16 protein-coding genes are annotated in these 15,890 nt (G+C 66.6%); all 16 read left to right on the top strand.

The window, feature by feature from the left end:
• The first annotated feature begins 184 nt into the window (after positions 1-184).
• On the top strand, positions 185-925 hold the full coding sequence (gene rpsB, locus C3Y15_RS14535) for a 30S ribosomal protein S2 (RefSeq protein ID WP_011885144.1): 741 nt from the start codon (positions 185-187) through the stop codon (positions 923-925).
• 162 nt (positions 926-1,087) lie between these two features.
• The gene (tsf, locus tag C3Y15_RS14530) at positions 1,088-1,969 is read left to right on the top strand and encodes a translation elongation factor Ts (RefSeq protein WP_011885143.1); all 882 of its coding nucleotides are present in this window, start codon (positions 1,088-1,090) and stop codon (positions 1,967-1,969) included.
• A 156-nt stretch (positions 1,970-2,125) separates the two neighbouring features.
• Entirely contained in the window at positions 2,126-2,839 is a 714-nt protein-coding gene (pyrH, locus tag C3Y15_RS14525; protein WP_011885142.1) for a UMP kinase, read from the top strand.
• 102 nt (positions 2,840-2,941) lie between these two features.
• Positions 2,942-3,502, top strand: a complete 561-nt coding sequence (gene frr / locus C3Y15_RS14520) for a ribosome recycling factor (protein WP_011885141.1) — start codon at positions 2,942-2,944, stop codon at positions 3,500-3,502.
• 49 nt (positions 3,503-3,551) lie between these two features.
• Positions 3,552-4,334 (top strand): polyprenyl diphosphate synthase, encoded by a 783-nt coding sequence (uppS, locus tag C3Y15_RS14515; RefSeq protein WP_011885140.1) that lies wholly within the window; start codon positions 3,552-3,554, stop codon positions 4,332-4,334.
• Positions 4,328-5,149 carry a phosphatidate cytidylyltransferase gene (locus C3Y15_RS14510; RefSeq protein ID WP_014723217.1) on the top strand — a complete coding sequence of 274 codons (822 nt, stop codon included), beginning with the start codon at positions 4,328-4,330 and terminating at the stop codon, positions 5,147-5,149. Before uppS ends, C3Y15_RS14510 begins: the two co-directional genes overlap by 7 nt.
• Before the next feature lie 15 nt (positions 5,150-5,164).
• Positions 5,165-6,361 carry a 1-deoxy-D-xylulose-5-phosphate reductoisomerase gene (locus tag C3Y15_RS14505; protein WP_011885138.1) on the top strand — a complete coding sequence of 399 codons (1,197 nt, stop codon included), beginning with the start codon at positions 5,165-5,167 and terminating at the stop codon, positions 6,359-6,361.
• A gap of 11 nt (positions 6,362-6,372) precedes the next feature.
• Entirely contained in the window at positions 6,373-7,746 is a 1,374-nt protein-coding gene (gene rseP / locus C3Y15_RS14500) for an RIP metalloprotease RseP (protein ID WP_124259628.1), read from the top strand.
• Between the two features lie 64 nt (positions 7,747-7,810).
• Positions 7,811-10,117, top strand: a complete 2,307-nt coding sequence (gene bamA / locus C3Y15_RS14495; protein ID WP_011885136.1) for an outer membrane protein assembly factor BamA — start codon at positions 7,811-7,813, stop codon at positions 10,115-10,117.
• Between the two features lie 34 nt (positions 10,118-10,151).
• A complete protein-coding gene (locus C3Y15_RS14490) occupies positions 10,152-10,679 on the top strand; it encodes an OmpH family outer membrane protein (protein WP_011885135.1) in 528 nt (175 codons plus the stop codon).
• Between the two features lie 16 nt (positions 10,680-10,695).
• Positions 10,696-11,820, top strand: a complete 1,125-nt coding sequence (gene lpxD, locus C3Y15_RS14485) for a UDP-3-O-(3-hydroxymyristoyl)glucosamine N-acyltransferase (RefSeq protein WP_046426978.1) — start codon at positions 10,696-10,698, stop codon at positions 11,818-11,820.
• A gap of 126 nt (positions 11,821-11,946) precedes the next feature.
• Positions 11,947-12,414, top strand: coding sequence for a 3-hydroxyacyl-ACP dehydratase FabZ (fabZ, locus tag C3Y15_RS14480; protein WP_059461314.1), 468 nt, complete (start codon positions 11,947-11,949; stop codon positions 12,412-12,414).
• 67 nt (positions 12,415-12,481) lie between these two features.
• Positions 12,482-13,270, top strand: a complete 789-nt coding sequence (gene lpxA / locus C3Y15_RS14475; protein WP_046426975.1) for an acyl-ACP--UDP-N-acetylglucosamine O-acyltransferase — start codon at positions 12,482-12,484, stop codon at positions 13,268-13,270.
• Positions 13,271-13,273: 3 nt separating this feature from the next.
• On the top strand, positions 13,274-14,443 hold the full coding sequence (gene lpxB, locus C3Y15_RS14470) for a lipid-A-disaccharide synthase (protein ID WP_011885132.1): 1,170 nt from the start codon (positions 13,274-13,276) through the stop codon (positions 14,441-14,443).
• The gene (gene rnhB / locus C3Y15_RS14465) at positions 14,440-15,090 is read left to right on the top strand and encodes a ribonuclease HII (protein WP_011885131.1); all 651 of its coding nucleotides are present in this window, start codon (positions 14,440-14,442) and stop codon (positions 15,088-15,090) included. The genes lpxB and rnhB overlap by 4 nt, the downstream gene beginning before the upstream one ends.
• Positions 15,087-15,869 carry an RNA methyltransferase gene (locus tag C3Y15_RS14460; RefSeq protein ID WP_059461313.1) on the top strand — a complete coding sequence of 261 codons (783 nt, stop codon included), beginning with the start codon at positions 15,087-15,089 and terminating at the stop codon, positions 15,867-15,869. The genes rnhB and C3Y15_RS14460 overlap by 4 nt, the downstream gene beginning before the upstream one ends.
• Positions 15,870-15,890: the final 21 nt, after the last annotated feature.

The following is a 15,890-nucleotide window of genomic DNA, read 5'->3' as shown; positions in this document are numbered from 1 at the left end:
TGCCGAACGTTGCCCGCTTTTTGGGGTGGCATCGAGATGAAGGACTTGCGGCACGCGCATTCGCACGTGCCGAATCGCAAGCCGGCGCAACCAGGGTGCCGGCCGCGCGGAATGGCGGTCCTTCGGGGCGCTCGCGCGGCGGTACGGCAGCCGGCTTAAGACCCAACCCTCGTGGAGAATTTACATGGCAGTCACGATGCGCCAAATGCTGGAAGCCGGTGTCCACTTCGGTCACCAGACGCGCTTCTGGAACCCGAAGATGGCTCCGTTCATTTTCGGTCACCGCAACAAGATTCACATCATCAACCTCGAAAAGACGCTGCCGATGTTCACGGACGCACAGAAGTACGTGCGCCAGCTGGCAGCGAACCGCGGCACGATCCTGTTCGTCGGCACGAAGCGCCAGTCGCGTGACACGATCGCCCAGGAAGCGCAACGTGCGGGCATGCCGTACGTCAACGCACGCTGGCTCGGCGGCATGATGACCAACTTCAAGACGCTGAAGGTGTCGATCAAGCGCCTGAAGGACATGGAAGCGGCCGTCGAAGCGGGTGAAACCGAAAAGATGAGCAAGAAGGAAGCGCTGCTGTTCGAACGCGAAATCGCCAAGCTGCAAAAGTCGATCGGCGGCGTGAAGGACATGGGCGGCATTCCGGACGCGATCTTCGTCATCGACGTCGGCTACCACAAGATTGCCGTCACCGAAGCGAACAAGCTGGGCGTGCCGGTCATCGCCGTGGTCGACACGAACCACTCGCCGGAAGGTGTGGACTACGTGATCCCGGGTAACGACGACTCGAGCAAGGCCGTTGCGCTGTACGCGCAAGGCGTGGCCGACGCGATCCTCGAAGGCCGTGCGAACGCGGTCAACGAAGTGGTCCAGGCCGTGCGCGGCGACGACGAATACGTCGAGGAAAACGCGTAACTGGCCCCGAGCCGGCGCAAAAAGGGGGCTCTCAACAGGCCCCCTTTTTTTAAGCTTGTGCGCCGGACCTGATCGCGCCGAAACGGCGCGGGTCCGGAAACGAAATTCGGCCGTTCGCGTCCAAGCGGGCGGTGTGGTGAATACAGACTCAAGGAGCGAATGATGGCGGCAATTACCGCAAGCATGGTGGCAGAACTGCGCGCAAAGACCGATGCACCGATGATGGAGTGCAAGAAGGCGCTGACGGAAGCCGACGGCGATCTGGCCAAGGCCGAAGAGCTGCTGCGCGTCAAGCTCGGCAACAAGGCGAGCAAGGCCGCATCGCGCGTGACGGCCGAAGGCGTCGTCGCATCGTTCGTCGGCGGCAATGCCGGCGCGCTGGTCGAGCTGAACTGCGAAACCGACTTCGTCGCGAAGAACGACGACTTCCTCGCATTCTCGAAGACGGTTGCAGAACTCGTCGCGACGCAAAACCCGGCCGACGTGGCTGCGCTGTCGGCGCTGCCGCTCGACGGCTCGACGGTCGACGCAGTCCGTCTGGCGCTGATCGGCAAGATCGGCGAAAACGTCTCGATCCGCCGTTTCGTTCGCTTCGAAACCGCGAACAAGATCGCCACGTACCTGCACGGCGCGCGCATCGGCGTGATCGTCGAGTACACGGGTGCCGAAGAGCAGGTCGGCAAGGACGTCGCGATGCACATCGCGGCAATGAAGCCGGTCGCCCTGTCGGCAGCCGACGTCCCGGCTGAACTGATCGACACGGAACGCCGCGTGGCCGAGCAGAAGGCTGCCGAATCGGGCAAGCCGGCCGAAATCGTCGCGAAGATGGTCGACGGCAGCGTCCAGAAGTACCTGAAGGAAGTGTCGCTGCTGAACCAGACGTTCGTGAAGAACGACAAGCAGACGATCGAGCAGATGCTGAAGGCGGCGGATGCGGCAGTGCAGAAGTTCGCGCTGTTCGTCGTCGGCGAAGGCATCGAGAAGCGTCAGGACGACTTCGCCGCCGAAGTGGCCGCGCAAGTCGCAGCAGCAAAGCAGCAGTAAGCAGTCAGGCAGTATCCGCGGCGGGCGTCCGCTCCGCCGCGGCCGGCGCCGCCGCCGGCCGGCCGGGAACCCCGGTCCGGTCGTCGGCGCTTGCCCGAATCAGTATTTCGCCCCTACAGTTCGTGGTTGTCATCCTCTCGTCGCTCGGAAGCCCCTATGTCCAATGCCTATAAACGCGTCCTCCTCAAACTCTCCGGCGAAGCGCTGATGGGCGACGATGCCTTCGGCATCAATCGCGCGACGATCGAGCGGATGGTGGCGGATATCGCCGAAGTCGTGGGTCTCGGTACGCAGCTGGCCGTCGTGATCGGCGGCGGTAACATTTTCCGCGGTGTCGCGGGCGGCGCGGCCGGCATGGACCGTGCGACGGCCGACTACATGGGGATGCTGGCGACGATGATGAACGCGCTGGCGCTGCAGGACGCGATGCGCCACGCCGGTATCGTCGCGCGCGTGCAGTCGGCGCTGCGGATGGACCAGGTCGTCGAGCCCTACATCCGGCCCCGTGCGATCCGTCAGCTCGAGGAAGGCAAGGTCGTGATCTTCGCGGCCGGCACCGGCAACCCGTTCTTCACGACGGACACGGCCGCCGCGCTGCGCGGCTCGGAAGTCGGCGCCGAGGTGGTGCTGAAGGCGACCAAGGTGGATGGCGTATATTCTGCCGATCCGAAGAAGGATCCGTCGGCCACGCGCTACACGACGATCAGCTTCGACGAGGCGATCAGCCGCAATCTGCAGGTGATGGACGCGACGGCCTTCGCGCTGTGCCGCGACCAGAAGCTGCCGATTCGCGTGTTTTCGATCAACAAGCCGGGTGCGCTCAAGCGTATCGTGCTGGGCGAGGACGAAGGTACGCTCGTCCACGTGTAAACTCCCGCGGATGCGGGCAAGCGGCGTGGGCAGCCGGCCGAGGCGCGTGACGCGCCGGGCGCCGCCCGCGTTCTTTGAAGGTTGGAAGGTTCGGAGGTTGAAATGAGTGTCGCTGATGTCAAGAAGGGCGTAGAGCAGAAGATGCAGCGCTCGATCGAAGCGTTCAAGAACGATCTGGCAAAGATCCGTACGGGCCGTGCGCACACCGGTCTGCTCGATCACGTGCAGGTCGATTACTACGGTTCGATGGTGCCGATCTCGCAGGTTGCGAACCTGACGCTCGTCGACGCACGCACGATCGGCGTGCAGCCGTGGGAAAAGAACATGGTCGCGAAGGTCGAGAAGGCCATCCGCGAAGCCGATCTCGGCCTGAATCCCGCCACGTCCGGCGATCTGATCCGCGTGCCGATGCCCGCGCTGACCGAAGAGCGCCGCCGCGAGCTGACCAAGGTGGTCAAGAGCGAAGGCGAGACGGCGAAGGTTGCGATCCGCAACCTGCGTCGCGACGCGAACGAAGCGCTCAAGAAGCTCGTGAAGGACAAGGAAATCTCGGAAGACGACGAGCGTCGTGCCAGCGACGACGTGCAGAAGCTGACGGACAAGCACGTTGCCGAGGTCGACAAGCTCGTGCAGACCAAGGAAGCCGAGATCATGACGGTCTGACGACCGTCCTCGCGCGCCGCCTTCATTCCGCCTTACTGTCTCAACGGCCATGACCTATACCAGCTCTACCGTTCGCGTGCCTGACGTCGGCGCCGTGCCGCGTCATATCGCGATCATCATGGACGGCAACGGCCGTTGGGCAACCGAACGCCGCTTGCCGCGCGTCGCCGGGCACACCCGCGGCGTGGACGCCGTGCGGTCGGTGGTCGAAGGCTGTGCGCGCGCCGGCGTCCAATATCTGACGCTGTTCGCGTTCAGTTCGGAGAACTGGCGGCGCCCGAACGACGAAGTGTCGTTCCTGATGCGGCTGTTCATCACCGCGCTCGAACGCGAAATCGGCAAGCTGCATGCGAACGGCATCCGCCTGCGGGTGGTCGGCGATCTCGATCGCTTCGAGCCGCGCATCCGCGACCTGATCCGCCGCGCCGAAACCAAGACCGCGCGCAACACGCGCCTGACGCTGACGATCGCCGCGAACTACGGCGGCCGCTGGGACATCCTGCAGGCGACCAAGAAGCTCGTCGCCCAGGCCGTGCGCGAAGGCCGCGAGGTCGACGTGACCGAGGAAGCGTTCGCGCCGCACCTGGCGATGGCCTATGCGCCGGAGCCCGATCTCTTTATCCGCACCGGCGGCGAGCAGCGCGTCAGCAATTTCCTGCTGTGGCAGCTCGCGTACGCCGAGTTCTACTTCACCGACAAATACTGGCCGGACTTCGACGGCGCGGCGCTGGCCGATGCGATCGCGTCGTATACCGAGCGCGAGCGCCGTTTCGGGCGCACCAGCGCCCAGCTCGAGCCGCAATCGCAAAACGCCGATTCCCTTTCATGCTGAAGACCCGTGTGATCACGGCGGTCGTGATGCTGGCAGTGCTGCTGCCGGTGACGCTGTTCGCGCCGCTGGCCGGCTTCGGCGCGCTGATCGGCGTCGTGCTCGTGTTCGCCGCGTGGGAATGGGCGCGGCTGCTGAAGCTCGGCGCGACCGGCGCCGTCGTCTATGCGCTCGCCGCCGCGCTCGCGCTCGCGGCGACCGTGCCGCTCGGCGTCGGCGCGGCTTCGTCCCGTCCTCTTTTCATGGCAGCCGGCGTGTTCTGGCTGCTGGTCGGCCCGTTCGCGCTGCGGCGCAAGCCGCTGCTCGCGGGCGCCGTGTGGCGGCCGTTCCTGCTCGCGGCCGGCTTCGTGGTGTTCGCGGCCTGCTGGCACGCGCTCGTCGCCGCACGTGCGCAGGGCGTGCCGTTCGTGCTGTCGCTGCTGCTGGTCGTCTGGCTCGCCGATATCGGCGCATACTTCGCAGGCAAGGCGTTCGGCAAGCGTAAGCTCGCAATCACGATCAGTCCCGGCAAAAGCTGGGAGGGCGCGATCGGCGGCTGGCTCGCCGTGATGGTCGTCGCGGGCGCCGCGATGGCCGCGCACTGGTTCGAGCCGACCCTGTTTTCCGCATTCGCCACGCATTACGGGATGCCCGGTGCGTGGGCCGCGCTGACGCTGCTCGTCGTCTACAGCGTGATCGGCGATCTGTTCGAGTCGCTGCTCAAGCGCCAGGCCGGCGTGAAAGACTCCAGCGGGCTGCTGCCCGGTCACGGCGGCGTGCTCGATCGCGTCGACGCGCTGCTGCCGGTGCTGCCGCTCGCAATGCTGCTGCTTGGTTAATCCACTATCTCTGTTATGCAAAAACGTCTGACACTGCTCGGTTCCACGGGCTCGATCGGAGACAGCACGCTCGACGTGGTCGCCCGCCATCCCGAGCGTTTTTCGGTGTACGCGCTGACCGCGCATCGCAACGGCGACAAGCTCGTCGAGCAATGCCTGCGCTTCGCGCCGGAAGTCGCGGTGGTCGGCGACGCGGCGACCGCCGCGCACGTCGAAGCAAAGCTGCGCGCCGCGGGCAGCAAGACCACGGTGCTGTATGGTCCGCAGGCGCTCGTCGACGTGTCGGCGAGCGACGGCTGCGACACGGTCGTCGCGGCGATCGTCGGCGCGGCCGGCCTCGCGCCGAGCCTCGCGGCCGCGCGCGCGGGCAAGCGCATCCTGCTCGCGAACAAGGAATCGCTGGTGATGTCGGGCGGGATCTTCATGGACGCGGTGCGCGACCATGGCGCGATCCTGCTGCCGGTCGACAGCGAGCACAACGCGATCTTCCAGTGCATGCCGCGCGACGAGAACGAGCACGGCGGCATCTCGAAGATCATCCTGACGGCGTCGGGCGGCCCGTTCCGCACGCGCGAGCCGGCCACGCTCGCCGACGTGACGCCGGACGAGGCGTGCAAGCATCCGAACTGGGTGATGGGCCGCAAGATCTCCGTCGATTCGGCGACGATGATGAACAAGGGCCTCGAGGTGATCGAGGCGCACTGGATCTTCGGTCTGCCGGGCGAGCGGATCGACGTGCTGATCCACCCGCAGAGCGTGATCCATTCGCTGGTGTCGTATCGCGACGGGTCGGTGCTCGCGCAGCTCGGCAACCCCGACATGCGTACGCCGATCGCGCACGCGCTCGCGTTCCCGGAGCGCGTCGACGCCGGCGTCGATCAGCTCGACCTCGCGCAGATCGCGCAGCTGTCGTTCGAGAAGCCGGATTACGCACGCTTCCCGTGTCTCGCGCTCGCGCTGAAGGCGCTTGAAGAGGGCGGGATCGCGAGCGCCGCATTGAACGCGGCGAACGAAGTCGCGGTCGAAGCGTTTCTCGAGCGCCGGATCGGCTTCATGGCGATCGCGGCGACGGTCGACGCGGTGCTCAACGCACTGCCGAACCGCAGCCCGAACGGGCTCGACGACGTCCTGGCGGCCGATGCCGACGCGCGCCGTCTTGCCGCCGGGTTCATTGCAAAAGCGCCTGCGCCTCGCGTGGAGCGTATCGTCTGAATGAGGTGCTCATGAACGTGCTGGTCGAACTGGTCGCGTTTGCGGTGGCGATCGGGGTGCTGGTCGTCGTGCATGAGTACGGACATTATCGCGTCGCGCGCTGGTGCGGCGTGAAGGTGCTGCGTTTCTCGATCGGCTTCGGCCAGCCCGTCGCGCGCTGGGTGAGCCCGCGCACGGGCACCGAGTGGACGCTCTCCGCGTTGCCGCTCGGCGGCTACGTGAAGATGCTCGACGAGCGCGAACCGGGCCCCGGCATCAATCCGGACGAGCTCGACCAGGCGTTCAACCGCCAATCGGTGTTCAAGCGCATCGCGATCGTCGCCGCCGGGCCGATCGCGAACTTCCTGTTGGCAATCGTGCTGTTTTCGGCGGTATTCGCCACCGGCGTGACCGAACCGGCTGCGCTGCTCGCGCCGCCGGCCGCCGGCACGGTTGCGGCCCGCGCGGGCTTCGACGGCAGCGAGACCATCGTGTCGATCCGCGACGCCGACGGTGGCGCCGCGGTGCCGGTGCGCTCGTGGTCCGACCTGCGCTGGAAGCTGCTGTCCGCCGCATTCGACCATCGCGAGGTCGTGCTCGGCGCGCGCGACGGCGGCGCGGCGACGTTCGACTTCCGCGTCGATCTGCGCAATATCCCCGAGAGCGACATCGATGACGATTTCATGGCGCGCCTCGGCTTCGAGGCCGGCGGCGGCACGCTGTCGATCGCGTCGGTGCAGCCCGGCAGCGCGGCCGAGCGGGCGGGGCTGAAGGCCGGCGACAAGCTGCTGGCGCTCGACGGCCAGCCGATCGGCGGCGCGTCGCGCTTCATCGACGCGGTGAAGCATCACGCCGGCCGGGCGGTCGACCTGCAGGTCGAGCGCGGCGGTACGACGCAGACGGTAGCGATCGTTCCGCAGTTGCAGCGCGACGACGAGACGGGCCAGCAGGTCGGCCGCATCGGCGCGGCGCTGTCGATGCACACGCCGTCGGTCGACGTGCGCTACGGGCCGCTCGACAGCGTTCGGCTCGGTGCGCACCGCACGTGGGACATCGCCGTCTATTCGCTGAAGATGTTCGGGCGGATGATCACGGGCAACGCATCGCTGAAGAATCTGTCCGGCCCGGTGACGATCGCCGACTATGCGGGCAAGAGCGCGCGGCTCGGTCCGTCGGCCTTCGTATCGTTCCTCGCCCTTGTCAGCATTAGCCTCGGGGTGCTGAACTTGCTGCCGATTCCCGTTTTGGACGGGGGGCATCTGTTATATTATCTGGTTGAAGCCGCGACCGGGAAAGCCGTCTCGGAGCGCTGGCAGCTGATTCTGCAAAGAGCCGGGCTGATCTGCATCGTCGCATTGTCGGCGATCGCATTGTTCAACGACCTGGCTCGGTTAATCCATTTCTGAAGCGTCAGGCGGCGGCCGGTCGGTCGCCGCCTGATTTGATGCAGCTAAATATTGGGGATGCACGTTGTTCAAACCTCATCGCTTTGTACCTAAGACAGTTGCAGCGGCCGCGCTCGCCGCGCACGGCCTCGCGGCGCATGCAGCGGCACCGTTCGTGGTGCAAGACATCAAGATCGAGGGTTTGCAGCGCGTCGAACCCGGTTCGGTATTCGCGTACCTGCCGATCAAGCAGGGCGATACCTTCACCGACGACAAGGCATCCGAAGCAATCCGCGCGCTGTACGCGACGGGCTTCTTCAACGACGTGCGCGTCGCCACGCAAGGCAACGTCGTGATCGTGCAGGTGCAGGAGCGTCCGGCCATCGCGTCGATCGACTTCACCGGCACGAAGGAATTCGACAAGGACAACCTGACCAAGGCGCTGCGCGCGGTGGGTCTGGCCGACGGCCGCTACTACGACAAGGCGCTCGTCGACAAGGCGGAGCAGGAACTCAAGCGTCAGTACCTCACGCGCGGCTTCTACGCGGCGGAGGTCAAGACGACGATCACGCCGGTCGACGCGAACCGCGTGTCGATCCTGTTCGCGGTCGCCGAAGGCCCGAGCGCGAAGATCCGCCAGATCAACTTCATCGGCAACAAGGCGTTCAGCACCAGCACGCTGCGCGACGAGATGCAGCTGTCCACGCCGAACTGGTTCTCGTGGTACACGAAGAACGACCTGTACTCGAAGGAAAAGCTGACCGGCGACCTCGAAGCCGTGCGCTCGTACTACCTGAACCGCGGCTACCTCGAGTTCAACATCGAGTCGACCCAGGTGTCGATCTCGCCCGACAAGAAGGACATGTACCTGACGGTCACGCTGCACGAAGGCCAGCCGTACACGGTTTCGGGCATCAAGCTGTCGGGCAACCTGCTCGATCGCGAAGCCGAACTCACCAAGCTGATCAAGATCAAGCCGGGCGATCGTTTCTCGGCCGAGAAGCTGCAGCAGACGACCAAGTCGATCGTCGACAAGCTCGGCGAATACGGCTACGCATTCGCGACGGTCAACGCGCAGCCGGACATCGATCAGGCGAACCACAAGGTGAACCTGAACCTCGTCGTCGATCCGAGCCGCCGCGTGTACGTGCGCCGCATCAACGTGGTCGGCAACACGCGCACGCGCGACGAAGTCGTGCGCCGCGAAATGCGCCAGCTCGAAAGCTCGTGGTTCGATTCGAACCGTCTCGCGCTGTCGAAGGACCGCGTGAACCGTCTCGGCTACTTCACCAACGTCGACGTGACGACGGTGCCGGTCGAAGGCACGAACGACCAGGTCGACGTGAACGTGAAGGTCGACGAAAAGCCGACCGGCGCGATCACGCTGGGCGCGGGCTTCTCGTCGACGGACAAGGTCGTGCTGTCGGCCGGCGTGTCGCAGGACAACGTGTTCGGCTCGGGCACGAGCCTGTCAGTGAACGTCAACACCGCGAAGAGCTACCGCACGCTGACCGTCACGCAGGTCGACCCGTACTTCACGGTCGACGGCATCAAGCGGATCACCGACGTCTACTACCGCACGTACCAGCCGCTGTACTACTCGACGAGCTCGAGCTTCCGCATCATCAGCGCGGGCGGCAACCTGAAGTTCGGCATTCCGTTCTCGGAAGTCGATACCGTCTATTTCGGCGCGGGCTTCGAGCAGAACCGTCTCGACGTCGATTCGAACACGCCGCAGAGCTACCAGGATTACGTGAACGAGTTCGGCCGCGTGTCGAACACCGTGCCGCTGACGGTCGCGTGGTCGCGCGACGCGCGCGACAGCGCGCTGATCCCGAGCCGCGGCTACTTCACGCAGGCGAACGTCGAGTACGGCGTGCCGGTCGGCAAGATCCAGTACTACAAGGCCGACCTGCAGGCGCAGTATTACTATTCGTTCTCGCGCGGCTTCATCCTGGGCCTGAACCTGCAGGGCGGCTACGGCAACGGTATCGGCAACCCGTACCCGATCTTCAAGAACTACTACGCGGGCGGTATCGGCTCCGTGCGTGGCTACGAGCCGAGCTCGCTGGGCCCGCGCGACACCAAGACGAACGACCCGATCGGCGGCTCGAAGATGCTGGTCGGCAACATCGAACTGACGTTCCCGCTGCCGGGCACCGGCTACGATCGCACGCTGCGCGTGTTCACGTTCATCGACGGCGGCAACGTGTGGGGCAACGCGCCGGGCGGCACGAGTACCGGCGCGAACGGTCTGCGTTACGGCTATGGTGTGGGCCTCGCGTGGATCTCGCCGATCGGCCCGCTGAAGCTGAGCCTCGGTTTCCCGCTGCAGAAGCACGAGGGCGACCAGTACCAGAAATTCCAGTTCCAGATCGGGACGGCGTTCTGATCGAACGCATGACAACAGCAACGAGAGGGTAATTTTGCTAACCGGTAAGTTTTCGAAACGAGTGATCGGGGCGTTGACCATTGCGCTGGCCTTGGGCGCGGCGACGGCACACGCTCAGGACGTCGCCCGCATCGCGGCGGTCAATTCGGATCGGATCCTGCGCGAGTCGGCGCCCGCGAAGGCGGCGCAGACGAAGCTCGAAGCCGAGTTCGCGAAGCGCGACAAGGATCTGCAGGACCTGGCGGCGCGTCTGAAGTCGATGTCCGATTCGCTGGACAAGAACGGTGCGTCGCTGTCGGCGGCCGATCGCGCGCAGAAGCAGCGCGATCTCGCGCAGCTCGACACCGACTTCCAGCGCAAGCAGCGCGAGTTCCGCGAAGATCTGAACCAGCGCCGCAACGAGGAGCTCGCGGCGGTGCTCGAGCGCGCGAACAAGGTCATCAAGCAGATCGCGGAGCAGCAGAATTACGACCTGATCGTGCAGGAAGCCGTGTACGTCAGCCCGCGCATCGACATCACCGACAAGGTGCTCAAGGCGCTCGCGTCCGGCTCGACGAACTGAACGGAGCAGACGACGAATGGCATTGACGCTCGAGGCACTCGTAAAGCGGTTCGGCGGCGAGATCGTCGGCGACGCCCAGTGCACGGTCAGCGGCCTCGCGCCGCTCGACCAGGCCGGCCCTCAGCAGCTCGCGTTTCTCGCGAATCCGAAGTACCTGTCGCAGGTCGAGACGAGCGGCGCCGGCGCGGTGCTGATCGCGCCCAAGGACCTCGAAAAGCTCGGCGCGGCCGAGGGATCTCCGACATCCGGCCCCCGGATGGCCGGCCCCCGGACGGCCGGCCCCAGCAACTTCATCGTGACGGCGAATCCGTACGCGTACTTCGCGCGCGTCGCGCAGATGTTCATCGATCTGGCCACGCCGCCGCGCGCGGCCGGCGTGCATCCGAGCGCGACGATCGACCCGTCCGCGCAGGTCGCCGCGAGCGCGGTGATTGGCCCGCACGTGACGATCGAAGCCGGTGCGGTGATCGCCGATGACGTGCAGCTCGACGCCGGCGTGTTCGTCGGGCGCGGCACGACGATCGGCGCGGGCTCGCACCTGTATCCGAACGCAGCGGTGTACCACGGCTGCAAGATCGGGCCGCGCGCGATCATTCATGCGGGCGCGGTGATCGGCTCGGACGGCTTCGGCTTCGCGCCGGATTTCGTCGGCGACGGCGACGCGCGCACCGGCAGCTGGGTCAAGATCCCGCAGGTCGGCGGCGTGTCGATCGGCCCGGACGTCGAGATCGGCGCGAACACGACGATCGATCGCGGCGCGATGGCCGATACCGTCATCGAAGCGTGCGTGAAGATCGACAACCAGGTGCAGATCGGCCACAACTGCCGGATCGGCGCATATACGGTCATCGCGGGCAGCGCCGGGATCGCCGGCAGCACGACGATCGGCCGCCATTGTATGATCGGCGGCGCAGCCGGGATCGCCGGCCACGTGACGCTCGGCGACTACGTGATCATCACCGCGAAGTCGGGCGTATCGAAATCGCTGCCGAAGGCCGGCATCTATACGAGTGCGTTCCCGGCCGTCGACCACGGCGAATGGAACCGCAGCGCCGCGCTCGTACGCAACCTCGACAAACTGCGCGACCGCATCAAGGCGCTCGAAACCGCGCTGGCCGCCCAGGGCGGCACGGACGCCTGACCACCATGCGGGACCACCAACCGGGCACGGCCAGCGCATCCGCCCGGTTAGCCGGACCGGGCCGCACGACGGCCCGCATCAGCCTTTGCATCACCACCGCGCAGCCTCTGCGTGAGACGAACCATCATGAGCACTGAAAAAATCAATCTCGACATCCACAAGATCCTCACGCTGCTGCCGCATCGCTACCCGATTCTGCTGGTCGACCGCGTGCTCGAACTCGAGCCGCACAAGGGGATCAAAGCGCTGAAGAACGTGTCGATCAACGAGCCGTTCTTTCAGGGACATTTCCCGAAGCGGCCGGTGATGCCGGGTGTGCTGATCCTCGAGGCGCTCGCGCAGGCGGCCGCGCTGCTGACCTTCGCGGAGGAGCAGCCGAAGGATCCGGAGAACACGCTGTACTACTTCGTCGGCATCGACGGCGCGCGCTTCAAGCGCGTGGTCGAGCCGGGCGACCAGCTGATCCTGAACGTGACGTTCGAACGATACATCCGCGGCATCTGGAAGTTCAAGGCGGTGGCCGAAGTGGACAGCAAGGTGGCGGCGGAAGCCGAACTGATGTGCACGGTCAAGACGGCCGACGCGGCGCCCTGAGCGACGCGGCACGCATGAGCAACATGACGCGGGCAACGCGACACATCATAACGAGAGGCAACGGCGCATGACCAGGATTCATCCTACCGCGATCGTCGAACCGGGCGCGCAGATCGACGAGTCGGTCGAGATCGGGCCGTACGCGATCGTCGGGCCGCATGTGACGATCGGCGCGCGCACCACGATCGGCTCGCACAGCGTGATCGAAGGTCACACGACGCTCGGCGAAGACAACCGCATCGGCCATTACGCGTCGGTCGGCGGCCGTCCGCAGGACATGAAGTACAAGGACGAGCCGACCAGGCTCGTGATCGGCAACCGCAACACGATCCGCGAATTCACGACGATCCACACCGGCACCGTGCAGGACGCCGGCGTGACGACGCTCGGCGACGACAACTGGATCATGGCGTACGTGCACATCGGCCACGACTGCCGCGTCGGCAACAACGTGATCCTGTCGAGCAACGCGCAGATGGCCGGTCACGTCGAGATCGGCGACTTTGCGATCATCGGCGGGATGTCGGGCGTGCATCAGTTCGTGCGCATCGGCGCGCACTCGATGCTCGGCGGCGCGTCGGCGCTCGTGCAGGACGTGCCGCCGTTCGTGATCGCTGCAGGCAACAAGGCCGAGCCGCACGGCATCAACGTCGAAGGCCTGCGCCGGCGCGGTTTCTCGCCGGACGCGATCTCGGCGCTGCGCAGCGCGTACCGCCTGCTGTACAAGAACGGCCTGTCGCTCGACGAGGCCAAGGTACAGCTGCGCGAGCTCGCGAGCGCCGGCGGCGACGGCGATGCGCCGGTGGCCGCGCTCGTCGCGTTCGTCGACGCGTCGCAACGCGGCATCATCCGCTAACCGATGCCGCTGCCGACCAATCAGCTGCGGCTCGCCATGGTGGCCGGCGAGCCGTCGGGCGACCTGCTCGCGGCGTCGCTGCTCGGCGGGCTGCAGGCGCGACTGCCGGCGTCGACCCACTATTACGGGATCGGCGGGCAGCGCATGCTCGCGCACGGCTTCGACTCGCACTGGCAGATGGACAAGCTGACGGTGCGCGGTTACGTCGAGGCGCTGGGCCAGATCCCCGAGATTCTGCGCATTCGCGGCGAACTGAAGCGCCAACTGCTCGCCGAGCGGCCCGACGCATTCATCGGCGTCGATGCACCCGACTTCAACTTCAACGTGGAACAGGCCGCGCGCGACGCGGGCATTCCGTCGATCCACTTCGTGTGCCCGTCGATCTGGGCGTGGCGCGGCGGGCGGATCAAGAAGATCGCGAAGTCGGTTGACCACATGCTGTGCCTGTTCCCGTTCGAACCGGCGATCCTCGACAAGGCGGGCGTCGCGTCGACGTACGTGGGCCATCCGCTCGCCGACGAGATCCCGCTCGAGCCCGACACGCACGGCGCGCGCATCGCGCTCGGCCTGCCGGCCGACGGCCCGGTGATCGCGGTGCTGCCGGGCAGTCGCCGCTCGGAGATCGCGCTGATCGGCCCGACGTTCTTCGCGGCGATGGCGCTGATGCAGGAGCGCGAGCCGGGCGTGCGCTTCGTGATGCCGGCGGCGACGCCCGCGCTGCGCGAGCTGCTGCAACCGCTCGTCGCCGCGCATCCGCAACTCGCGTTGACGATCACCGACGGCCGCTCGCAGGTCGCGATGACGGCCGCCGACGCGATCCTCGTGAAGAGCGGTACCGTCACGCTGGAAGCCGCGCTGCTGAAGAAACCGATGGTGATCTCGTACAAGGTGCCCTGGCTGACCGGCCAGATCATGCGCCGCCAGGGCTACCTGCCGTACGTCGGCCTGCCGAACATCCTGGCCGGGCGCTTCGTCGTGCCGGAGCTGCTGCAGCACTTCGCGACGCCCGAGGCGCTCGCCGACGCGACGCTCACGCAGTTGCGCGACGACGCGAACCGCCGCACGCTGACCGAAGTGTTCACCGAAATGCACCTGTCGCTGCGGCAGAACACGGCCGCGAAGGCGGCCGAAGCGGTCGTGCGGGTGCTCGAGCAACGCAAGGGGCGCGCATGACCGCCACTCGCGCACCACGTGCAGCGCGCGGCCGCGTGCCGCTCGACCAGCGCGGCTTCGATTTCAGCCGGCCCGACGACATCGTCTGCGGCGTCGACGAAGCCGGGCGCGGCCCGCTCGCGGGCCCGGTGGTCGCCGCCGCGGTGATCCTCGATCCCGCGCAGCCGATCGAAGGCCTCGACGATTCGAAGGCGCTGTCCGCGAAAAAGCGCGACGCGCTGTACGACCTGATCGTCGCGCGTTCGCGTGCGTATTGCGTCGCGTCGGCCAGCGTCGACGAGATCGATACGCTGAACATCCTGCATGCGACGATGCTCGCGATGAAGCGCGCGGTCGAAGGCCTGTCGCTCATGCCGACGCTCGCGCAGATCGACGGCAACCGTTGCCCGACGCTGATGGTGCGCGCCGAGGCGATCGTCAGCGGCGACGCGCTCGTGCCGAGCATCTCGGCGGCGTCGATCCTCGCGAAAGTCACGCGCGACCGGATGCTCGTCGAGCTGCATGCCCGCCATCCGGTGTACGGCTTCGACGTGCATGCCGGCTACGGCACCGCGAAACATCTTGCCGCGCTGCGCGAGCATGGGCCGTGCGAAGCGCATCGGCGCTCGTTCGCACCCGTGCGCGCGGCGCTCGACCTGATTCGATGAAAAGCATTACCTCACGCGACAACCCGCTGTACAAGCGGCTGAAGGCGCTCGCGGGTTCGACGGCGCAGCAGCGCCGCGGCGGCCACGCGCTGCTCGAAGGTTTCCATCTGGCCGGCGCCTATCTCGACACGGGCGCGATCCCCGAGTTGTGCGTCGCGACCGAAGGCGCGCTCGCGCATGCCGAAGCGCAGGCAATCGTCGCGCGCATCGACGCGCCGCGGGTCGTCACGCTGCCCGACGCGCTGTTCGGTCAGCTGTCGAACGTCGTCAGCGGCGTCGGCCTGCTGTTGCTGGTCGAGCGGCCGGCGCAGCCGCTGCCGGTGCGCGTCACCGATACGTCGGTCGTGCTCGACGGCGTGCAGGACGCCGGCAACGTCGGCTCGATCCTGCGCAGCGCGGCGGCGGCCGGCGTGCGCCACGTGTTCTGTGCGCAGGGCACCGCGTATGCGTGGTCGTCGAAGGTGCTGCGCTCGGGCATGGGCGCCCATTTCCTGTTGTCGATTCACGAGGACGTCGAGCCGGACGCGCTCGCCGAGCGTCTCGACGTGCCGGTCGCATTGACCGATTCGCACGGCGCGCAGGCCGTCTACGACTGCGATCTGTCCGGCCCCGTCGCATGGGTGTTCGGCAACGAGGGGGCGGGCGTGTCGGCGTTCTGGCGCGATGCGGCGACCCATCGCGTGACGATCCCGCAGCCGGGCGGGATGGAGTCGCTCAACGTCGCGGCGGCGGCGGCCGTGTGCCTGTTCGAGCAGGTGCGGCAGCAGCGGCGCAAATGAGACGCGCGCGCCGCGCGCCAG

The sequence above is a fragment of the Burkholderia sp. B10 genome (genome assembly GCF_004368385.1).
GTDB lineage: Bacteria > Pseudomonadota > Gammaproteobacteria > Burkholderiales > Burkholderiaceae > Burkholderia > Burkholderia vietnamiensis.
This window is presented reverse-complemented; position numbering and strand designations above follow the sequence as displayed.